The sequence below is a fragment of the Pseudomonas frederiksbergensis genome (genome assembly GCF_001952935.1).
Lineage (GTDB): Bacteria > Pseudomonadota > Gammaproteobacteria > Pseudomonadales > Pseudomonadaceae > Aquipseudomonas > Aquipseudomonas frederiksbergensis.
Genome location: NZ_CP018319.1, coordinates 3,689,824 through 3,710,110 on the forward strand (window position 1 = coordinate 3,689,824; position 20,287 = coordinate 3,710,110).

General features: G+C 60.5%; 18 protein-coding genes. 15 read left to right on the forward strand and 3 right to left on the reverse strand.

Going from position 1 to position 20,287, the window contains the following annotated elements:
* Window positions 1-2: 2 nt before the first annotated feature.
* Both PFAS1_RS17140 and PFAS1_RS17145 read right to left on the reverse strand, forming a co-directional pair.
* On the reverse strand, window positions 3-1,490 hold the full coding sequence (locus PFAS1_RS17140; RefSeq protein ID WP_074879833.1) for a gamma-aminobutyraldehyde dehydrogenase: 1,488 nt from the start codon (window positions 1,488-1,490) through the stop codon (window positions 3-5).
* 100 nt (window positions 1,491-1,590) lie between these two features.
* Window positions 1,591-2,505 carry a LysR family transcriptional regulator gene (locus tag PFAS1_RS17145; RefSeq protein ID WP_074879830.1) on the reverse strand — a complete coding sequence of 305 codons (915 nt, stop codon included), beginning with the start codon at window positions 2,503-2,505 and terminating at the stop codon, window positions 1,591-1,593.
* Between the two features lie 187 nt (window positions 2,506-2,692).
* Here PFAS1_RS17145 and PFAS1_RS17150 point away from each other — a divergent pair, with 187 nt between their 5' ends.
* The 15 genes from PFAS1_RS17150 to PFAS1_RS17220 all read left to right on the forward strand — a co-directional run bounded on the left by PFAS1_RS17150 (window position 2,693) and on the right by PFAS1_RS17220 (window position 19,374).
* A complete protein-coding gene (locus PFAS1_RS17150) occupies window positions 2,693-3,415 on the forward strand; it encodes a tellurite resistance TerB family protein (RefSeq protein ID WP_076029889.1) in 723 nt (240 codons plus the stop codon).
* Window positions 3,416-3,673: 258 nt separating this feature from the next.
* Window positions 3,674-5,296, forward strand: a complete 1,623-nt coding sequence (locus PFAS1_RS17155) for a methyl-accepting chemotaxis protein (protein ID WP_076029890.1) — start codon at window positions 3,674-3,676, stop codon at window positions 5,294-5,296.
* The gene (locus tag PFAS1_RS17160) at window positions 5,296-5,832 is read left to right on the forward strand and encodes a chemotaxis protein CheW (RefSeq protein WP_076029891.1); all 537 of its coding nucleotides are present in this window, start codon (window positions 5,296-5,298) and stop codon (window positions 5,830-5,832) included. Before PFAS1_RS17155 ends, PFAS1_RS17160 begins: the two co-directional genes overlap by 1 nt.
* Window positions 5,829-7,103, forward strand: a complete 1,275-nt coding sequence (locus PFAS1_RS17165) for a CheR family methyltransferase (RefSeq protein WP_076029892.1) — start codon at window positions 5,829-5,831, stop codon at window positions 7,101-7,103. The genes PFAS1_RS17160 and PFAS1_RS17165 overlap by 4 nt, the downstream gene beginning before the upstream one ends.
* Window positions 7,100-7,783, forward strand: coding sequence for a chemotaxis protein CheW (locus PFAS1_RS17170; protein WP_076029893.1), 684 nt, complete (start codon window positions 7,100-7,102; stop codon window positions 7,781-7,783). Before PFAS1_RS17165 ends, PFAS1_RS17170 begins: the two co-directional genes overlap by 4 nt.
* Window positions 7,780-10,068, forward strand: coding sequence for a hybrid sensor histidine kinase/response regulator (locus PFAS1_RS17175; RefSeq protein ID WP_076029894.1), 2,289 nt, complete (start codon window positions 7,780-7,782; stop codon window positions 10,066-10,068). Before PFAS1_RS17170 ends, PFAS1_RS17175 begins: the two co-directional genes overlap by 4 nt.
* Entirely contained in the window at window positions 10,065-11,075 is a 1,011-nt protein-coding gene (gene cheB, locus PFAS1_RS17180; RefSeq protein WP_074879811.1) for a chemotaxis response regulator protein-glutamate methylesterase, read from the forward strand. The genes PFAS1_RS17175 and cheB overlap by 4 nt, the downstream gene beginning before the upstream one ends.
* A 48-nt stretch (window positions 11,076-11,123) precedes the next feature.
* A complete protein-coding gene (locus tag PFAS1_RS17185; protein WP_076029895.1) occupies window positions 11,124-12,125 on the forward strand; it encodes a response regulator in 1,002 nt (333 codons plus the stop codon).
* Window positions 12,126-12,448: 323 nt separating this feature from the next.
* Window positions 12,449-13,544 (forward strand): peptide chain release factor 2 gene (prfB, locus tag PFAS1_RS17190; RefSeq protein WP_156886728.1). Its coding sequence is split into 2 segments (ribosomal slippage): window positions 12,449-12,520 and window positions 12,522-13,544, totalling 1,095 coding nucleotides; the frame shifts between segments, so codons are not numbered across the junction.
* Window positions 13,545-13,615: 71 nt separating this feature from the next.
* The gene (gene lysS / locus PFAS1_RS17195) at window positions 13,616-15,118 is read left to right on the forward strand and encodes a lysine--tRNA ligase (RefSeq protein ID WP_074879805.1); all 1,503 of its coding nucleotides are present in this window, start codon (window positions 13,616-13,618) and stop codon (window positions 15,116-15,118) included.
* Between the two features lie 102 nt (window positions 15,119-15,220).
* Window positions 15,221-15,937 (forward strand): TetR/AcrR family transcriptional regulator, encoded by a 717-nt coding sequence (locus PFAS1_RS17200; RefSeq protein ID WP_076029896.1) that lies wholly within the window; start codon window positions 15,221-15,223, stop codon window positions 15,935-15,937.
* Window positions 15,938-16,100: 163 nt separating this feature from the next.
* Window positions 16,101-16,655, forward strand: a complete 555-nt coding sequence (locus PFAS1_RS17205; RefSeq protein ID WP_076029897.1) for a hypothetical protein — start codon at window positions 16,101-16,103, stop codon at window positions 16,653-16,655.
* Window positions 16,656-16,668: 13 nt separating this feature from the next.
* On the forward strand, window positions 16,669-17,970 hold the full coding sequence (locus PFAS1_RS17210) for a flavohemoglobin expression-modulating QEGLA motif protein (RefSeq protein WP_198044918.1): 1,302 nt from the start codon (window positions 16,669-16,671) through the stop codon (window positions 17,968-17,970).
* 163 nt (window positions 17,971-18,133) lie between these two features.
* Window positions 18,134-19,048 carry an alpha/beta hydrolase gene (locus PFAS1_RS17215; RefSeq protein ID WP_076029898.1) on the forward strand — a complete coding sequence of 305 codons (915 nt, stop codon included), beginning with the start codon at window positions 18,134-18,136 and terminating at the stop codon, window positions 19,046-19,048.
* A complete protein-coding gene (locus PFAS1_RS17220; protein ID WP_074879789.1) occupies window positions 19,045-19,374 on the forward strand; it encodes a hypothetical protein in 330 nt (109 codons plus the stop codon). Before PFAS1_RS17215 ends, PFAS1_RS17220 begins: the two co-directional genes overlap by 4 nt.
* A gap of 76 nt (window positions 19,375-19,450) precedes the next feature.
* Here PFAS1_RS17220 and lptF read toward each other — a convergent pair whose 3' ends face one another.
* Window positions 19,451-20,239 (reverse strand): lipotoxin F family OmpA-related lipoprotein LptF, encoded by a 789-nt coding sequence (gene lptF / locus PFAS1_RS17225; protein ID WP_074879786.1) that lies wholly within the window; start codon window positions 20,237-20,239, stop codon window positions 19,451-19,453.
* Window positions 20,240-20,287: the final 48 nt, after the last annotated feature.

Here is a 20,287-nt window from a genome sequence, read left to right on the forward strand (position 1 = left end):
AGTCAGAGATGCTGGCCGTGGCGGGCCATGATGTGCCGCACCACGCTGTAGTCCTGGAGCGAATCGCTGGATAAGTCTTTGCCGTAGCCCGAACGCTTCAGGCCGCCGTGGGGCATTTCGCTGACCAGCATGAAATGGCTGTTGATCCAGGTGCAGCCGTACTGCAAGCGCGCCGCAACCTGCATCGCCTTGTCCAGGTTCTGGGTCCAGACCGAGGAGGCGAGGCCGTATTCCGAGTCGTTGGCCCAGTCCACGGCTTGTTCGAGCTGATCGAAACGGGTCACGGTGACCACCGGCCCGAACACTTCGCGCTGGACGATCTCATCAGTCTGTTTGCAACCGGCCAGCAAGGTTGGCTGGTAATAGAAGCCGGCCCCGGAATGCACCGCCGCGCCGGTCACTCGTTCGATGTGCGGCTGACCGAGGGCGCGCTCGACGAAACTCGCCACGCGATCACGCTGGCGGGTGCTGATCAGCGGGCCGATCTCGTTGTCGGCGTCGCGCTTGCCGGCGAAGCGCAAACTGCTGACCGCCGCCCCGAGTTCGGCCACCAAGCGATCATGAATTCCGGCCTGTGCATAAATGCGGCAGGCCGCGGTGCAGTCCTGGCCGGCGTTGTAATAGCCATAAGTGCGAACGCCTTCGACCACGGCTTGTATGTCCGCATCGTTGCAAACGATCACCGGGGCCTTGCCACCGAGTTCGAGGTGAGTGCGTTTCAGGGTTTTCGCCGCGGCCTGGAGGATTTTTTGCCCGGTGACGATATCGCCGGTCAGCGACACCATGCGCACTTTAGGATGACTGACCAAGTGGCTGCCGACGCCTTCACCGCCACCGCAAATGATGTTGATCACACCGCGCGGCAGGATCTCGGCCAGCGCCGGCGCCAGGGCCAGAATCGACAGCGGCGTGTGTTCGGAGGGCTTGAACACCAACGTGTTGCCGGCAGCCAGGGCCGGGGCGATTTTCCACGCGGCCATCATGATCGGGTAGTTCCACGGCGCAATCGACGCTACCACACCAATCGGATCGCGGCGAACCATGCTGGTATAGCCGGGCAGGTATTCGCCGCTGAGCTGGCCGGTCTGGCAACGCACGGCACCGGCGAAGAAGCGGAACACATCGACCGTGGCGCTCAAGTCATCCTGACGCGCCAGGTGCAACGGCTTGCCACAGTTCAGGGATTCGAGGCGGGCGAGAAGGTCGGCTTGTTTTTCGATGGCGTTGGCGATGTCCAGCAACAGGTTCGAGCGTTGTTGCGGCGTGGTCCGCGACCAACCGGCGAAGGCGCGGTGGGCGGCGAGGATCGCGGCTTCGACTTGCTCGGTGCTCGCTTCGGCGATGTGGGTCAGCACTTCCCCGGTGGCTGGGTTGAGGATCGGTTCGACAAAACCCTGGCCCGCGACCAATTCGCCATCGATCAACAACGCGGTGAACAACGGGGTCTGCGCGCCAGCCATTTTTCGGGTTCTCTTTTCTTGTGTGGCCATGCTGCTCCCTGTGACCGGGGCGCGACCGTCTTTTAGATGTACCAAGACTAGGCGCCGCACCCGAGGTCGACAAATTCTAAATACTGAAGGTGGCGTTCGATTAAATAGATGGCTTGCGCCCGCCGGGAGGTTGCTCGCGGGCGACGGTCAGGAACGGGTCCACCAGCGCTGGGCGCGCGGTGCCGCGACGCCAGGCCAGACCGACGTCGAGGGTCTGGCTCAGGTCGGCAATCGGCCGCGCTTCGATGATGTCGCCCTCCAGTGACCATGGGCGATAAGTCATGTCGGGCTGGATCGACACGCCCAATCCGGCTGCCACCAGGCTTCGCACCGCTTCCGTCGATGCCGTTCGCAAGGTAATGCGCGGTTGCAGGGAGGCGGCTGCCCACATGCGCTGGGCGTTGCGGTCCATTTCATCGACGTTCAGCTGAATCAACGGCTCACGGGCCACATCGGCGAGGTTGATGCTGTCGTGTTCCAGCAGCGGATGCTGGGCCGGCAGCCACAACCGATGGGGTGAGTGGGTCAGCACTTCGGTCTGCAAGGCGTGGCGGTCCTCAAGGTTGGAGAGAATCAGCACGCCGACATCGATCTCACCGCTGACCAGCAAATGCTCGATATATGGGCGCTCATCTTCCATCACCCGGATTTCGACGTTGGGGTAGGCGCGCTGGAAACGAGTGAGTAGATCCGCGAGGTAATAACCGGCCACCAGGCTGGTCACGCCGATGATCAACTGCCCGGCGACCTGATCGGTGCTCTGTTGCAGGCTGCGTTTGGCGTTGTCTACCGTTGCCAGAATCAGGTGCGCCTGGCGTAGGAATTGGTGACCCTGGTGGGTCAGCGTCATGCCCTTGGCGTGGCGGTTGAACAGGCCGACGCCGATTTCCTGCTCCAGTTGCTGGATCGCCAGGGTCAGTGTCGATTGCGAAATAAACGCGGTTTGTGCGGCGGCGGAGATCGAGCCGGTCTCGGCCACGGCGATGAAATGACGGATCTGACGCAAGGTCATCATGGGCGCATTACCGGGTGGGCGGTTTTTATAGATTTGCTTGAGTGTATATCCATTTTTCTGAAGGGCCGTGATCAGCGCAATAGCGCTACGCAACATCTCGAAGCACTCTCGCTCCCGAATGCCGGGCACTTTCGATCTAGGCTGGTGGCCTTATTGATCCGGTTAACCCCTTTTTTGGAGGCGGCAAATGAACACGCGTGGATTGCTCGATCAGCTACTCAAGTCCGGTCAGGACATGTTGCAGAACAAGGCCGGCGGCTCACAAAACAAGTCCTCCAGTGGTGGTTTGGGCGGATTGCTCGGCGGCAGCGGCGGTTCGAGCGGCCTCGGCGGCTTGCTCTCGGGCGCAGGCGGCGGGGCGTTGGCAGCGGGTGCGATGGGCTTGTTGCTCGGCAGCAAAAAGGCACGCAACGTCGGCGGCAAAGTCGCCATCTACGGCGGCCTCGCGGCGCTCGGCGTCATTGCCTACAAAGCCTACGGTAATTGGCAGGCCCAGCAGGGCACCGTGTCAAAGACTGAACCGCAGACACTCGACCGCCTGCCTCCAGCGCAAGTCGAATTGCACAGCCAGGCGATCCTCAAGGCGCTGGTTGCAGCGGCCAAAGCCGATGGCCACGTTGATGAGCGCGAGCGTGCATTGATCGAAGGCGAATTCAGCAAGCTTGATAACGATCAGGAACTGCAGCAGTGGCTGCATGCCGAACTCAGCAAGCCGCTCGACCCGACAGAAGTCGCGCGCGCCGCCAGCACGCCGGAAATGGCTGCCGAGATGTACATCGCCAGTGTGATGTTGGTGGATGAGGAAAGCTTCATGGAAAAGTCCTACCTCGATGAGCTTGCACGTCAGCTGAAGCTTGAGCCGGGGTTGAAGGCAGAGCTGGAGAAGCAGGTTCGCCAGGCTTCTATCTAAGCGCTGTCTGGTCCTGAAATAGGTTTACAGCTGTTTTACCCCAGCGCCCGATGCACCGCGTCGGGCGTTTTGTATTTTAAGGACAACTCGGTCGAGTGTGGGAGAGCCTGCTCGCGATGGCTTTTTAAGCAGCACCAGAAATTCTATTGTCATTTCCACGGCCCGTTTCTTCCGATGCACTCCTGACAACAGTCTTATAAATGAAACACAGCCCTCAGCTATACTCCGCAACATTTGAACCGCACCCGAGGACTGACTGTGAAGAACTGGACGTTGCGCCAACGCATCTTGGCGAGCTTTGCGGTGATTATCACCATCATGTTGCTCATGGTCGTGGTGTCGTATTCCCGTTTACTGTCGATTGAGGCCAGCGAGAACGTTGTGCGCTCGGACAGTGTTCCCGGGATTCACTACAGCTCCCTGATTCGCGGAGCCTGGGTCGATGATTACGTCCTGACCCAGCAACTGATCGGGCTGGGTGGCGGTCGAGACATGACCCAGGCTGACAAGGATATGTACCAGCGTATTGAGGAAAGGCTGGGACGCGCGATGGCCAGCTACCAGGGCACCATTTTCGAGAAAGATGATCAGGCAAGGTTCGACGAGTTTGAAAAGCTGCACGACCAATATGACGAGCAGCTCGAAGCGGTACTCGATGTCTACCAGAAAAAGGACTTCGAACAGGCCCGTCGCCTACTCGCCGAACAGTTGACCCCGGCCTGGACTGCCGGCCGCAAACAGCTGGATGAACTCATTGAATTCAACAGGCGGGCGGCTGAAGAGGCCACTGACTCGATCATTTCATCGGTCGCCGTGGCGAAGCTGATCATGGGCATTTCGTTGCTGGTCGCAGTCCTGTGTGCCGGATTGTGTGGTCTTTTGTTGATGCGCGCGATCATGGCGCCGATGAATCGCATTGTGCAGATCCTCGAAATAATGCGTACCGGCGATCTCAGCGGTCGCCTCAACCTGGCGCGCAAGGACGAATTCGGCGCCGTGGAAACCGGTTTCAACGACATGATGGCCGAGCTGACGTCCCTGGTGTCCCAGGCCCAGCGCTCCTCGGTGCAGGTCACCACCTCGGTGACCGAGATCGCCGCCACCTCCAAGCAACAACAAGCGACCGCCACCGAAACCGCCGCCACCACCACCGAAATCGGCGCGACGTCCCGTGAGATTGCGGCCACTTCGCGGGATCTGGTGCGCACGATGATCGAAGTCTCCACCGCCGCCGATCAGGCCTCGGTGCTCGCCGGTTCCGGGCAGCAAGGCCTGGCGCGGATGGAAGAGACCATGCACTCGGTGATGGGCGCGGCCGATCTGGTCAACGCCAAACTGGCGATCCTCAATGAGAAGGCCGGCAACATCAATCAGGTGGTGGTGACCATCGTCAAGGTCGCCGACCAGACCAATCTGCTGTCGCTCAACGCGGCGATCGAGGCCGAAAAGGCCGGTGAATATGGCCGTGGTTTTGCCGTGGTCGCCACCGAAGTGCGGCGTCTGGCAGACCAGACCGCCGTCGCCACGTACGACATCGAACAGATGGTGCGCGAGATCCAGTCGGCGGTGTCGGCCGGGGTGATGGGCATGGACAAGTTCTCTGAAGAAGTGCGCCGTGGCATGTCCGAAGTGCAGCAAATCGGCGAGCAGTTGTCGCAGATCATCCATCAGGTTCAGGCATTGGCGCCGCGGGTGTTGATGGTCAACGAAGGCATGCAGGCCCAGGCCACGGGCGCTGAACAGATCAACCACGCGCTGGTGCAGTTGGGCGATGCCAGCAGCCAGACCGTCGAGTCCCTGCGCCAGGCCAGTTTCGCCATCGATGAACTGAGCCAGGTGGCCGTAGGGCTGCGCAGCGGCGTTTCGCGATTCAAAGTCTGATGAGCGAACCCACGGCCAAACGCACCGCCGTGAAGCCGGCGCTGCAATCATTGTTTCTGGTGTTCCGCATCGGCAGCGAGCGTTACGCCCTGCAGGCGATCGAGGTGGCGGAAGTGCTGCCGCGTCTGCCGTTGAAACCGATTCCCCGCGCGCCGGAATGGGTGGCCGGGGTGTTCGCCTACCGCGGCGCGGTGGTGCCGGTGATCGACCTCAGCGCGCTGACGTTCGGCCAACCGGCCCAGGCCCGCACCAGCACCCGCCTGGTGCTGGTCAACTACTGCCCGGATGAGTTCGCTGAGGCGCAATTGCTCGGGCTGATTCTGGAGCAGGCCACCGATACCTTGCGCTGCGATCCGGCAGATTTTCAGCCCTATGGCCTGGACAATCGTCAGGCGCCGTACCTCGGGCCAGTGCGTGAAGATGACCAGGGTTTGCTGCAATGGGTGAGGGTCGCCGATTTGCTTGACGATCAGGTTCGCGCGCTGCTGTTTCCATCGCAGCCGTCGGACCTGGCGCTGCTTGAGGAGCGGCCATGAGTAACGATCAGCGGTTTTTCGATTTCCTCAAAGAGCGCATCGGTCTCGATGTGACCTCGGTGGGCCCGGCGATCATCGAGCGTGCGGTGCGCCAGCGCAGCAAGGCGTCCAACGCGTCGACAGCCGATGAGTACTGGCACACCTTGCAGGGTTCGCAGGACGAGCAGCAGGCGCTGATCGAAGCGGTGATTGTCCCCGAGACCTGGTTTTTTCGTTATCCGGAATCCTTCGCCACGTTGGCGAAACTGGCCACCAAACGCCTTAGCGACATCAACAATATGCGCGCGCTGCGGATTCTCAGCCTGCCGTGTTCCACCGGTGAAGAACCGTATTCCATCGCCATGGCGTTGCTCGATGCCGGGTTACAGCCGCACCAGTTCAAGGTCGAAGGCATGGACGTCAGTCCGTTGTCGGTGGAAAAAGCCCGGCGCGCGCTGTATGGCAAGAATTCGTTTCGGGGCCAGGACATCGCCTTTCGTGACCGGCATTTCACCGCCGAAGGCGAGGAGGGCTATCGCCTCAGCGGGCGAGTGCTCGAACAGGTGCGTTTGCAGGTCGGCAATCTGCTGGATCCGACGTTGCTGGCCAACGAACCGCCGTATGACTTTGTGTTTTGCCGCAACCTGCTGATCTATTTCGATCAGCCGACCCAGCAGCAAGTGTTCGAAGTGCTCAAGCGTCTGACTCATGTGGATGGCGTGCTGTTTATCGGCCCGGCCGAGGGCAGCTTGCTCGGCCGTTTCGGCATGCGTTCGATCGGCATCCCGCAGTCCTTTGCGTTCAGTCGTCAAAGCGCACCGGAGCCTGTGCCCATTGCGACGTTCGTGCCGACGCCTCTGCCCGTGCGCCAACCGGTGCCCAGCGTGGCACCGCCGCCCGTTCGCAACCGGCCCTTTGCAACGCTGGCGCCGCTACCTGCCGTGACGAAAGTCGCCAACCCGGACACCGGCACACTGCTGGCAAACATCGCCGCGCTGGCCAACGAAGGCAAAAGTGCCGAGGCCCGCGCCGCGTGCGATAGCTATTTGCGCAGTCATGAACCCGTGGCCCAGGTCTTCTACTGGCTGGGCTTGCTCAGCGATGTCGCCGGCAGAGTCCTTGAAGCCCAGGGTTTTTATCGCAAGGCGTTGTACCTCGACCCGCAACATCCCGACGCGTTGATGCACCTGGCAGCGTTGCTGCAATCCTTGGGCGACACGGCGGGAGCCAGACGATTGCAGGACCGCGCCGCCCGCAGCGAGCGCGCCGCTGACAGTGAGCGTAAACGATGAATGCCGCCGACACCTTTAGCCTCACCCATGAAGATGCCCAGGCCATCGACGACTGCTGGAACCGCATCGGTATCCACGGCGACAAGTCCTGCCCGCTACTGAGCGATCACATTCACTGCCGCAATTGCGCGGTGTATTCGGCCGCCGCGACGCGCTTGCTCGATCGCTACTCGCTACAGCAGGAAGACCGCGGTCAAGCCTCCAGCACGCTCGAGAGCGAGGTGAAAACCCGTTCACTGCTGATGTTCCGCCTGGGCGAAGAATGGCTGGCCCTGGCCACTCGCAGTCTGGTGGAAGTGGCGCCGCTGCAAGCGATTCATTCCCTGCCGCACCAACGCTCCCGGGCTTTGCTCGGCGTGGCGAATGTGCGCGGCGCGTTGGTGGCGTGCCTGTCGCTGGTGGAATTGCTCGGGCTCGACGGCGCCAGCAGCGCGGCGTCCGGTGCGCGGGTCATGCCGCGCATGCTGATCATCGCCGCACACGGCGGGCCGGTAGTGGTGCCGGTGGATGAAGTGGACGGGATTCACGCCATCGACGAGCGCGTCCTCGAGGCGGCGTCCCGCTCTGGTACGCAGGCCAGCGCCAAATACACCCGTGGCGTGTTGCAATTCAAAGGTCGCAGCCTGCGTTGGCTGGATGAAGAACAGCTGTTGTCCGCCGTGACCCGGAGCCTTACATGACCCCCGAGCAAATGCGCGACGCCTCTTTGCTGGAACTGTTCAGTCTGGAAGCCGAGGCCCAGACGCTGGTGCTGAGCGCAGGTCTTCTGGCGCTGGAGCGCGACCCGACCCAGGCCGATCATCTCGAATCGTGCATGCGCGCGGCGCACTCGCTCAAGGGCGCGGCGCGGATTGTCGGCGTCGATGCCGGGGTCAGCGTCGCGCATGTGATGGAGGATTGCCTGGTCAGTGCCCAGGAAGGGCGCCTGTACCTGCGGCCCGAGCACATCGATGCCTTGTTGCAAGGCACCGATTTGCTGATGCGCATTGCGACGCCGGACAACAACCCTGAACCGGCGGAAATCGAGGCCTATGGGGTGTTGATGGCGCTGTTGCTGGATCCGATGGCGGTGCCCGCGCCGGTCACTGCGCCAGTCGCGCCAGTGATGGCGGAACTTCAGCTCGAAGCACCTGCGCCCAAGGCCGATGCACCAATCCCAGTCGCCGAACCGCAATCCGCAGAACCGCCACGCAAGGCCAAGCGCACTACCGAAAATGGCGAGCGGGTGCTGCGAGTCACGGCCGAACGCCTGAACAGCCTGCTTGATCTGTCGAGCAAATCCCTGGTGGAAACCCTGCGGCTCAAACCGCACCTGGCCACCATGCAACGCCTCAAGCGCATGCAGAACAACGGCCTGCGAGCCCTGGAAAATCTCAACGTCCACCTCAAGGAACATGCCTTGAGCCTGGAAGCACAGGAAGCCCTCGAAGTCGCTCGTCGGCTATTGGCTGAGTCTCAGCAATTGCTGGCGGAAAAGAACGCTGAGCTGGATGAGTTCGCCTGGCAGGCCAGTCAACGGGCGCAAGTGTTGTACGACACCGCGCTGGCCTGTCGCATGCGGCCGTTTGCCGATGTGTTGACCGGGCAGGAGCGCATGGTTCGCGACCTCGGTCGCAGCCTTGGCAAGCATGTGCGGCTGGAGATCGAGGGCGAGAAAACCCAGGTCGACCGTGACGTATTGGAAAAGCTGGAAGCGCCGCTGACTCACCTGCTGCGCAATGCCGTGGATCACGGCATCGAATCCCCGGAACAACGGCTATTGGCGGGCAAACCCGCTGAAGGCCTGATCCGTTTGCGTGCATCCCATCAGGCCGGTTTGCTGGTGCTGGAGCTGAGCGATGACGGCAATGGCGTCGATCTGGAAAAGGTCCGCCGCAGCATCATCGAACGCCAATTGTCCCCGGCCGAAACCGCCGCGCAATTGAGTGAGGAAGAGCTGCTGACCTTCCTGTTCTTGCCGGGTTTCAGCCTGCGCAACACAGTCACCGAAGTCTCCGGGCGCGGCGTCGGGCTGGATGCGGTCCAGCACATGGTCCGCCAGGTGCGCGGCGCGGTCGTGCTGGAGCAGGTGGCGGGCGAGGGCAGTCGTTTTCACCTCGAAGTGCCGCTGACCCTGTCGGTGGTGCGCAGTCTGGTGGTGGAAGTCGGCGACGAGGCGTATGCCTTCCCGCTGGCCCACATCGAACGGATGTGCGATCTGGAGTCGGCGGACATTGTCCAGGTCGAAGGTCGTCAGCATTTCTGGCACGAAGGCCGGCATGTCGGGCTGGTCGCCGCCAGTCAGCTGTTGCAGCGTCCAGCGGGCCAGAACAGTCAGCAAACCCTCAAAGTGGTGGTGATTCGCGAGCGCGAGGCGATTTACGGCGTGGCGGTCGAGCGGTTTATCGGCGAGCGGACGTTGGTCGTGTTGCCGCTGGACGAGCGTCTGGGCAAGGTGCAGGACATTTCCGCCGGGGCCTTGCTCGACGATGGTTCGGTGGTGCTGATCGTCGATGTCGAAGACATGCTGCGTTCGGTGGACAAACTGCTCAATACCGGGCGTCTTGAGCGCATCGCCCGACAGGGCAACCAGGCGGTTGAAGCGGCTCGAAAACGGATTCTGGTGGTCGACGATTCGCTGACGGTGCGTGAGCTGCAACGCAAGTTGCTACTCAATCGCGGCTACGACGTGGCGGTGGCGGTGGACGGAATGGATGGCTGGAACGCATTGCGATCGGAGGATTTCGATCTGCTGATCACCGATATCGATATGCCGCGCATGGATGGCATCGAGCTGGTGTCTTTGCTGCGTCGGGACAATCGCCTGCAATCCCTGCCGGTGATGGTGGTGTCTTACAAGGATCGTGAAGAGGACCGTCGCCGTGGACTGGACGCTGGAGCCGACTATTATCTAGCCAAGGCCAGTTTTCATGACGACGCCCTGCTTGACGCGGTGGTTGAGCTCATTGGAGGAGCGCGTGCATGAAAATAGCGATCGTCAACGACATGCCCATGGCGGTGGAGGCCCTGCGCCGCGCCTTGGCTTTCGATCCGGCGCACGAGGTGGTCTGGGTCGCCAGCAATGGGGCCGAGGCGGTGCAGCGCTGCGCTGAAAATACGCCGGATCTGATTCTGATGGACCTGATCATGCCCGTGATGGACGGCGTGGAGGCGACTCGGCGGATCATGGCCGAGACGCCGTGCGCGATTGTCATCGTTACGGTCGACCGCGAGCAGAACGTGCATCGGGTGTTCGAAGCCATGGGCCACGGAGCGCTGGATGTGGTCGATACGCCGGCCATCGGTGCCGGCAATGCCCAGGAGGCAGCAGCCCCGTTACTGCGCAAGATCATGAACATCGGTTGGCTGATCGGTGACCGGGGCAATCGCGAGCGAGCCGCCCCGAGCCCGCACCGCAGTTCAGGTTCGCGCCAGCGCCTGGTCGCCATTGGCTCATCGGCAGGTGGGCCGGCGGCGCTGGAAGTATTGCTCAAGGGGCTGCCGCAAAATTTTTCGGCGGCCATCGTGCTGGTGCAGCATGTCGACCAGGTGTTCGCCGCCGGCATGGCCGAATGGCTCAGCAGCGCCAGCGGCCTGGATGTGCGCCTGGCCCAGGAAGGTGAGCCTCCGCAGGCCGGCTCGGTGTTGCTGGCGGGCACTAACCACCATATTCGCTTGTTGAAAAACGGCACGCTGGCCTACACCGCCGAACCGGTCAACGAGATCTACCGACCCTCGATCGATGTGTTTTTCGAGAGTGTGGCCAGTTACTGGAACGGCGATGCCGTGGGTGTTTTGCTCACTGGCATGGGACGCGATGGCGCACAGGGGCTTAAACTCATGCGCCAACAGGGCTACCTGACCATCGCTCAGGACCAGAACAGCAGTGCGGTGTACGGAATGCCGAAGGCGGCAGCGGCCATCGATGCCGCGATGGAAATCCGTCCACTGGACAAGATAGCGCCACGATTGCTGGAGATATTCCCCAAATGAAGAACTTTCACAGCAATCCTGGACCAAGTAGTACTCAGGTGACTGCCTATGAATGACTTACAGCTCGACGGCTTCAAAACCGACGAAAACGCCGCCATGGTGTTGTTGGTAGACGATCAGGCAATGATCGGCGAGGCGGTGCGCCGCGGGTTGTCGAACGAAGAAAACATCGACTTCCATTTCTGCTCCGACCCGCACCAGGCCATCGCCCAGGCGATCCGTATAAAACCGACGGTGATTCTCCAGGATCTGGTGATGCCCGGTCTTGACGGCTTGAGCCTGGTGCGCGAGTACCGCAACCATCCGGCGACCAAGGACATCCCGATCATTGTCCTGTCGACCAAGGAAGACCCGTTGATCAAGAGCGCGGCGTTTGCGGCTGGGGCCAATGATTACCTGGTCAAGCTGCCGGACAACATCGAACTGGTGGCGCGCATCCGCTATCACTCGCGCTCCTACATGACGTTGCTGCAGCGTGACGCCGCGTATCGCGCGCTGCGGGTCAGCCAGCAGCAGTTGCTCGACACCAACCTGGTGCTGCAACGCTTGATGAACTCGGATGGCTTGACCGGGCTGTCGAACCGTCGGCATTTCGACGAATACCTGGAGCTTGAGTGGCGCCGTTCGCTGCGCGACCAGAGTCAACTGTCCCTGCTGATGATCGATGTGGATTACTTCAAGTCCTACAACGACAGTTTCGGTCACCTTGAAGGCGATGAAGCCTTGCGCAAAGTGGCCACGGCGATCCGTGATGCCAGCGCCCGACCTTCGGACCTGCCGGCCCGTTACGGCGGCGAAGAGTTCGCCCTGGTGCTGCCCAACACGTCGCCGGGCGGGGCCCGGATGGTGGCGGAAAAACTGCGCCAGACCGTAGCTTCGCTAAAAATTCCGCATATTTCCCCGATTGAAGGTTCGAGCCTGACCATCAGCATCGGCCTGTCGACCATGACCCCGCAACCGGGCGGCGATTGCCGTCAATTGATCTCGGCGGCAGACAAGGGGCTGTATCTGGCGAAGAACAATGGGCGCAATCAGGTTGGGATCGAATAACCCACAAACCACCTCACGCCGTAGCACCGTAGCAGCTGTCGAGCCCCGCGAGGCTGCGTTCGGTGCGGGCCGCGTTCGGACGCAGCCGTCGTAAAACCAGGCAACGCGGTCTTCCAGACAAACCGCGTGCGCAGGACTGGCGAGGACTTCGTCCTCGAACGCGGCCTCGCGGCCTCGCGGGCTCGCGGGCTCGACCGCTGCTACAAGTGTTCGCCGTTTAGCCAAAACCATTCGCCCCTAAAGCCGCCAGGCGGGCTGCCGTGACAGCCTGTTTACGTTATACTCGCCGGCTTTCAAAAGTTCGCCAACGAGTGCTGCCCGCCATGGAAATCAACCCGATCCTTAACAGTATCAAGGACCTGTCCGAGCGCTCCGAAACTATTCGGGGGTATCTTTGACTACGATCAAAAGCATGAGCGTCTGACTGAAGTCAATCGCGAGCTTGAAGATCCGTCTGTCTGGAACAACCCGACGTACGCTCAGGAGCTGGGCCGCGAGCGGTCGCTGCTGGCTCAGATCGTCGAAACCCTCGACGAAATGCACACAGGCCTGGCCGACGCCAAAGACCTGCTGCTGATGTCCGCCGAAGAAGATGACCAGGCCGCCGTCGATGACGTCGCTGCCGAAGTCGAGCGCCTGCGCGAATCCCTGGAAAAACTCGAATTCCGTCGCATGTTCAGCGGTGAGATGGACGCCAACAACGCCTACCTGGACATCCAGGCCGGCTCTGGCGGTACCGAGGCTCAGGACTGGGCCAACATCCTGCTGCGTATGTACCTGCGCTGGGCCGACAAACGCGGTTTCGACGCGACCATCATGGAACTGTCGGCCGGTGAAGTCGCCGGTATCAAAGGCGCTACCGTGCACATCAAGGGCGAATACGCCTTTGGCTGGTTGCGTACCGAAATCGGCGTGCACCGCCTGGTGCGCAAGAGCCCGTACGATTCCGGCAACCGTCGCCATACCTCGTTCTCGGCCGTGTTCGTGTCGCCGGAAATCGATGACAACATCGAAATCGACATCAACCCGTCGGACCTGCGCATCGATACCTATCGCTCCTCCGGTGCCGGTGGTCAGCACGTAAACACCACCGACTCGGCCGTGCGTATTACGCACGTACCGACCAACACCGTGGTCAGTTGCCAGAACGAACGCTCCCAGCACGCGAACAAAGACACCGCGATGAAAATGTTGCGGGCGCGCTTGTACGAGCAGGAAATACAGAAACGCAACGCCGCCTCCCAGGCCCTGGAAGACACCAAGTCGGACATCGGCTGGGGTCACCAGATCCGTTCTTACGTGCTCGACCAGTCGCGAATCAAGGATTTGCGTACTAACGTCGAACGCAGTGACTGCGACAAGGTGCTCGACGGCGACATCGACGAATACCTGGTGGCCAGCCTGAAGCAAGGCCTGTAAACCGCCAGTCAAGACCTTAAGTCCCCTGCCACCCGCGGGGGCAACGAACCTGTGATGGAATATTTAAAGACATGAGCGACCTAGAACTCGACCCGCAAGCCCTGCAACAGGAAGAAAACTCCCTGATCGCCCTGCGCAAGGAAAAGCTGGCTGCCGAGCGCGCCAAGGGCAATGCCTTCCCGAACGACTTCCGCCGCGACAACTACTGCGAAGACTTGCAGAAACAGTACGCGGACAAGACCAAGGAAGAGCTGGCAGAGGCTGCGATCCCGGTCAAGGTTGCCGGTCGCATCATGCTCAACCGTGGCTCGTTCATGGTGATCCAGGACATGACCGGTCGCATTCAGGTCTACGTCAACCGTAAAACCCTTTCCGAAGAAACCCTGGCCTCGGTGAAAACCTGGGACATGGGCGACATCATCGCAGCCGTTGGCACCCTGGCCCGTTCCGGCAAGGGCGACCTGTACGTCGAAATGACTGAAGTGCGCCTGCTGACCAAGTCCCTGCGTCCGCTGCCGGACAAACATCACGGCCTGACCGACACTGAACAGCGCTATCGCCAGCGTTACGTTGACCTGATCGTCAACGAAGAAGTGCGCCAGACTTTCCGCGTACGTTCGCAAGTGATTGCGCACATCCGCAGCTTCCTGATGCAGCGCGACTTCCTGGAAGTGGAAACGCCGATGCTGCAAACCATTCCAGGTGGCGCGGCAGCCAAGCCGTTCGAGACTCACCACAACGCGCTGGACCTGGAAATGTTCCTGCGTATCGCGCCTGAGCTGTACCTCAAGCGTCTGGTGGTCGGTGGTTTTGAAAAGGTCTTCGAGATCAACCGCAACTTCCGTAACGAAGGCGTTTCGACTCGTCACAACCCTGAATTCACCATGTTGGAGTTCTATCAGGCTTACGCCGACTACGAAGACAACATGGACCTGACCGAAGAACTGTTCCGCGAACTGGCGCAGCTGGTTCTGGGCAGCACCGACGTGCCGTACGGCGACAAGGTGTTCCACTTCGGCGAACCGTTCGTGCGTCTGTCGGTGTTCGACTCGATCCTCAAGTACAACCCTGAGCTGACCGCTGACGACCTGACTGATATCGAGAAGGCCCGCGCCATCGCCAAGAAGGCCGGCGCCAAGGTGCTGGGCTTCGAAGGTCTGGGCAAATTGCAGGTGATGATTTTCGAAGAACTGGTCGAGCACAAGCTGGAGCAGCCGCACTTCATTACTCAATACCCGTTCGAAGTGTCGCCGCTGGCCCGTCGTAACGACGACAACCCGAACGTCACCGACCGTTTCGAACTGTTCATCGGTGGCCGCGAAATCGCCAACGCCTACTCCGAGTTGAACGACGCGGAAGACCAGGCCGAGCGCTTCATGGCGCAGGTGGCTGACAAGGACGCCGGCGACGACGAGGCCATGCACTACGACGCCGACTTCGTTCGCGCGCTGGAGTACGGCATGCCGCCAACGGCCGGTGAAGGTATCGGCATCGACCGTCTGGTGATGCTGCTGACCAACTCCCCGTCGATCCGCGACGTGATCCTGTTCCCGCACATGCGGCCTCAAGCGTAAGTGTTTCGATAAAAAAGCCGCCTAAAACAGGCGGCTTTTTATTGCCTGTCTGGTACAAACGTATCAATTGGTTACTTTTCAAGTAAGAGAGGAATACCTGTCGTGAACCGTGCAATTGCTCAAGAGGGTGCAGCGGACGTCGCCACTGCGGTCGCTGAAAGTGTTCAGTACCAGGGTCGCAAGGCCAGCCGACAGGGCAGTGAACAGCGTCGACAGGACATTCTCGATGCGGCGATGCGCATTGTCGTGCGCGATGGCGTGCGGGCTGTGCGTCACCGCGCGGTGGCCGCCGAGGCCGGTGTGCCGCTGTCGGCCACCACTTACTATTTCAAGGACATCGATGACCTGCTCACCGATACCTTTGCCCAATACGTGGAACGCAGCGCGGCGTTCATGGCCAAGTTGTGGACCAGCAACGAAGGCCTGCTGCGCGAGATGGTTGCTTATGGCGATGGCAGCCCTGAGTCGCGTTCACAGCTGGCCGACGATATCGCGAGACTGACCGCCGATTATGTGCAGCGTCAATTGCACAACCGTCGCGAACACTTGATGGCCGAGCAGGCGTTCCGTCAGGAGGCGCTATTGAACCCGCGTCTGGCGGAGTTGGTGCGCTCGCATCAGCAAATTCTTCTGCAAGGCACCTGCCATTTTTTCGAGGTGTTGGGTTCCCGCGAACCACAACAGGATGCCAAAGTGTTGACGGCGATTATCGGACGGATGGAATATCAGGGCCTGCTCAACGACGCCGAGCCTGTCGCCGAAGCCGAAATGCTCGGCATCCTCACGCGGTATATGCACCTGGTATTGGCGTCGGTGTAACCCTTGTGGGCGCCACACCTCCTGTGGGAGTGAGCCTGCTCGCGATAGCGGTTTAACATTCAACATTGATGTTGGCTGACACACCGCTATCGCGAGCAGGCTCGCTCCCACAAGGGGAGTTGGTGTTCACTTGAGGTCCGCGTGTATTCAAAGGGAGTGTTGAATGAAAGCCTGGCGTGTCGTTGTGATCGCCTTGTCGTTCCTGCTGCTCAGCGGCTGTCTGGTGACCTTCAAGGAGCCGCTGCCCTCGAGCGAGCCCGCGCCTGAAGGGTTGCTCGGCAAATGGACCAGCACCAACGCCTGGGGCGAGCCGATGAATCTGGAGCTGACACGCCTGGGCGACAATCACTATCAGGCCGTCAGCTACTTCAAGGCTAAACCCAAGGAGCGTGAAGCCTATCCCTTCACGGTGACCCGCCATGGCAGTCGCTGGTACTTGTCGGCCAAAGTGCCGGCGCAGTTCGGTGGGCATTTCACTATCGCCGGTTTTGAACTCACCGATAAGCATGAGCTGGTGGTCTACAACCTCGACCTCGAGCAGATCAACCAGGCCCTGAGGGAAAAAATCCTCAGCGGCGAAGGCTTCCAGACCGACGATGGCGACGGCGTATTGGTCAACAACACGCTGGACCAGGTCTTCGCCTACCTTGACGACCCGGCCAATTCCGATGTGTTCGTCGAGGCCGTGCGCTATCAGCGCCTGGCCAAAGCCAAATAAACCCAGCACGTAAATGGTTTTTCTACAGGAGTTTCGGGTGGACGATTACCAGCAGTCGATACGCATTTTGTCCGATCGCATTGTGCTGGCGCAGACGCCGATTCGCGTCCTGGATGCGGTGAAGTGGGACGACAACATCCGCAAGGGTTTCCTCAAGGCCAAGGGCAAGGAAATGCCGGCGGTGGACCGCGATTACTACCTGAACCGGCCCCTGGCGTTCGACTCCAGCAAGGTGAAGCTGGAATTCCAGAACATCGAACGCGACATCACCCGTCAGCTTGGTCAGTTCAACCCGGTCGGCCAGATCATGCGCCGCATGTGCAAGGAATACAGGATGGTGGTGCGCATGCTCGAAGCGCGCGGCACCGAGGATTTCGGGCTGATTTCACAGGAGCTTTACGGTGCCGCTTCCGACGCGTTCCACGCCGGCGATCCAACCCTTTCCGACCTGGGCCTGATGCTCTCGGATTACCTGAACAATATCGATGGCCGTGGCGACCTGAAGGACGAACCGAAACTCCTCACCGCCAAGGAAGCTGTCCACCTGCTGCAAACCCGCTTGAACAAGGTGTTCGGCGAGGCCGAGGAAACCATTCGCGTATTCGAGTCTGACGGGATCGTCGCCGATGCGGCGGCTGGCGCCGACTACATCAAGATCCGCGCCGACGCGATGTTCAACGACCGTGACGTGCGCGCTCTGGAAGTCCACGAAGGGCTGGTGCATGTGGGAACCACGCTCAATGGTCTGAACCAGCCGATCTGCACCTTCCTCTCCAAAGGCCCGCCGTCGTCGACGGTGACTCAGGAAGGCCTGGCGATCCTGATGGAAATCATCACCTTCGCCTCGTACCCGAGTCGCCTGCGCAAACTGACCAACCGCACCCGCGCCATTCACATGGTGGAGGAGGGCGCGGACTTCCTGCAGATCTTCGAGTTCTTCCGCGAGCAAGGCTTTGAGATGGCTGAAAGCTACGGCAATGCCAGCCGGGTATTCCGTGGCTCGGTGCCGACAGGTCTGCCATTTACCAAAGACTTGTCCTACCTCAAGGGCTTCATCATGGTTTACAACTACATTCAGTTGGCCGTGCGTAAAGGCAAGCTTGAGCAGATACCACTGCTGTTTTGCGGCAAGACCACGCTGGAAGACATGCGGACCTTGCGCCAGTTGGTGGACGAAGGGCTGGTGGTGCCACCGAAGTATTTGCCGGATCAGTTCCGTGACCTGAACGCGCTGTCGGCGTGGATGTGCTTCTCCAACTTCCTCAATCATCTGAGCCTGGACCGGATTGAAGCGGATTACTCCAATATCCTCTAACGTGTATGCCGTTCAAATGTGGGAGCGGGCTTGCTCGCGAATGCGGTCTAACATTCAACATTTCTGTTGTCTGACACACCGCTTTCGCGAGCAAGTCGGATCGCCGCACCGCCGCTCCCACATTGGGTCCGCATTCCAACCACACTTCACGAGGTTTCATCGGATGAGAATCCTCGGCTTCTTCTGCCTGCTGGTGATCTTGAGCGGCTGCAGTTCGCTGCTGTTCTACCCTGAGCCCGGCCAGCTGTTTACCCCGGAAAAAGCCAAGCTCGAATACCGCGACGTCACCCTGACCACCGCCGATGGCCTCAAGCTGCACGGCTGGTGGTTGCCGGCGAAAAAAGGTGTCGAGGTCAAAGGCACGGTGCTGCATTTGCACGGTAACGGCGGCAACCTGCCCATGCACCTTGGGGGCAGTTGGTGGTTACCGAAAGAAGGGTATCAAGTGCTGCTGGTGGACTATCGCGGTTACGGGCTGTCTGAAGGCAAACCGAGTTTGCCGGCGATCTATCAGGACATCGACGCCGCGTTCAAATGGCTCGACCAGGCGCCGGAGGTCAAAGGCAAGCCGCTGATCCTGCTGGGCCAGAGCCTCGGCGGTTCGATGGCCGTTCACTATCTCGTTCAACACCCCGAGCGACAGAAGCAACTCAAGGCCTTCGTGCTTGACGGCGTGCCCGCCAGTTACCGCAGTGTCGGTCGCTTTGCGTTGAGCAATTCATGGGTTTTCTGGACATTCCAGGTCCCGCTGTCCTGGCTGGTGCCGGACGGAGACAGCGCGATCAACTCCATGGCGCAGCTCAATGGCGTGCCGAAACTGATCTACCACAGCATCGACGATCCGATCGTGCCCCTTTCCAACGGCATCCGTCTGTATCAAGCTGCGCCGCCGCCGCGAGTGCTGCAACTGACCCGTGGCGGGCATGTGCAGACGTTCGCCGACCCGGTCTGGCGCAAAGTCATGTTGCGTTATCTCGACGACCCGCAGCATTTCAACGGTCTGCGCCGCTTGGGCGAAGTGCCGAATTACCCGGCGCCGAACAATTCTGAAGATGAACCACCAGAGAGTCCGCAATGAGTGAAGAACGTAACGCCATCCCGCTGATCATCACCGGTATCTGCAGCATCCTCGGCACCGTCGGAGCCCTGTGGTTCTACGGCTACTTGCACTTCGCCAAACCCGAAGATGCACTGCTGCTCAGCGATTTCACCATGCTCAAGACGGTGCCGGGCGAAGACTACAAAGTCTCCCTGGAACCGGCCGCGCAAGTCGCGCAGTGCATCGACGGCGTGCTGGTGATGTTCGACACCGAACAGAAAGGCCTGAGCGGTGTGTTGATCAACAACAAGAAAAAAGCGGTGCGCTGCATGGGCGAGGAAACCCCGCAGAAGCTGCAACCGTAACGCTCCTTTTGATCTTAAAAACAAAAGCCCCGCCTGATCAAATCAGGCGGGGCTTTTGTGTTTCAGCAGGCGAAGCTTAGTTCGAGCTGACCGCCGAACGCGGGATCACTGGCTGGTTGTCGTTGGAAATGGTCACTTCCACCCGACGGTTCATCGCACGGCCCGAGACGCTGCTGTTCTCGGCCACCGGGTATTCCTTGCCGTAACCCTGCGCCACGATGCGCGCCGGATCAACGCCCATTTTCACCAGCGCCATGCGCACGGAACCGGCACGACGCTCGGACAGCGACTGGTTGTGGTTGGCGGCGCCCGTGCTGTCGGTGTAGCCCTCAACGATCACTTTGCGATCAGGGTTTTCCGAGAGGAACTGCGCCAGTTTGTTGATATTCACCAGACCGCTGGACTTCAGGTCAGCCCTGTCAGTGGCAAACAACACATCACCGAACGTTACCAAGGTGCCGCGATCGGTCTGCTTGGCGTTCAGGCTGTCCTGCAATTGCTTGATTTGCGCATCGCGGGCATCCAGACGAGCCTGGGCACGTTGCGCGGAAGCATTTTTCAGATTGGCTTCGGCGGTGCGCAGGGCGATGGTCTGCTTCGCCACTTCCACACGTTGATTGGTCAGGTAAGCCAGTTGATCGACCTTGGCCTGGTCTTGTTTGTCCTGGTAAGCCTTGTCGGCCTTGTCCAGGTAATCGCTGGCTTCTTTGGTTTCCAGTGCCGCCACTTTGCTGGCTTGCGGGTTGGTCTGCAGGCCGGTGTAGTTGCTGCGGGCCTGTTCCAGGTTCGCGTTCGGCGGCGTGGAACAGGCGGCCAGTGCAACGCTTGCAGCCAGCAGGGCAGGGATCATCAATTGTGTACGCATGGTGGTTTCGTCCTTTTAATCGAGTAAGAAGTGCGTCGTGCCGGCCGT

Coding starts and splice junctions, on each gene's coding strand:
- PFAS1_RS17175 (WP_076029894.1), top strand. CDS start 7,780: ATGACCCCCGAGCAAATGCGCGACGCCTCTTTGCTGGAACTGTTCAGT.
- PFAS1_RS17165 (WP_076029892.1), top strand. CDS start 5,829: ATGAGTAACGATCAGCGGTTTTTCGATTTCCTCAAAGAGCGCATCGGT.
- PFAS1_RS17210 (WP_198044918.1), top strand. CDS start 16,669: ATGGTTTTTCTACAGGAGTTTCGGGTGGACGATTACCAGCAGTCGATA.
- lysS (WP_074879805.1), top strand. CDS start 13,616: ATGAGCGACCTAGAACTCGACCCGCAAGCCCTGCAACAGGAAGAAAAC.
- PFAS1_RS17220 (WP_074879789.1), top strand. CDS start 19,045: ATGAGTGAAGAACGTAACGCCATCCCGCTGATCATCACCGGTATCTGC.
- lptF (WP_074879786.1), bottom strand. CDS start 20,239: ATGCGTACACAATTGATGATCCCTGCCCTGCTGGCTGCAAGCGTTGCA.
- PFAS1_RS17205 (WP_076029897.1), top strand. CDS start 16,101: ATGAAAGCCTGGCGTGTCGTTGTGATCGCCTTGTCGTTCCTGCTGCTC.
- PFAS1_RS17215 (WP_076029898.1), top strand. CDS start 18,134: ATGAGAATCCTCGGCTTCTTCTGCCTGCTGGTGATCTTGAGCGGCTGC.
- PFAS1_RS17160 (WP_076029891.1), top strand. CDS start 5,296: ATGAGCGAACCCACGGCCAAACGCACCGCCGTGAAGCCGGCGCTGCAA.
- PFAS1_RS17150 (WP_076029889.1), top strand. CDS start 2,693: ATGAACACGCGTGGATTGCTCGATCAGCTACTCAAGTCCGGTCAGGAC.
- PFAS1_RS17140 (WP_074879833.1), bottom strand. CDS start 1,490: ATGGCCACACAAGAAAAGAGAACCCGAAAAATGGCTGGCGCGCAGACC.
- cheB (WP_074879811.1), top strand. CDS start 10,065: ATGAAAATAGCGATCGTCAACGACATGCCCATGGCGGTGGAGGCCCTG.
- PFAS1_RS17185 (WP_076029895.1), top strand. CDS start 11,124: ATGAATGACTTACAGCTCGACGGCTTCAAAACCGACGAAAACGCCGCC.
- PFAS1_RS17145 (WP_074879830.1), bottom strand. CDS start 2,505: ATGATGACCTTGCGTCAGATCCGTCATTTCATCGCCGTGGCCGAGACC.
- PFAS1_RS17170 (WP_076029893.1), top strand. CDS start 7,100: ATGAATGCCGCCGACACCTTTAGCCTCACCCATGAAGATGCCCAGGCC.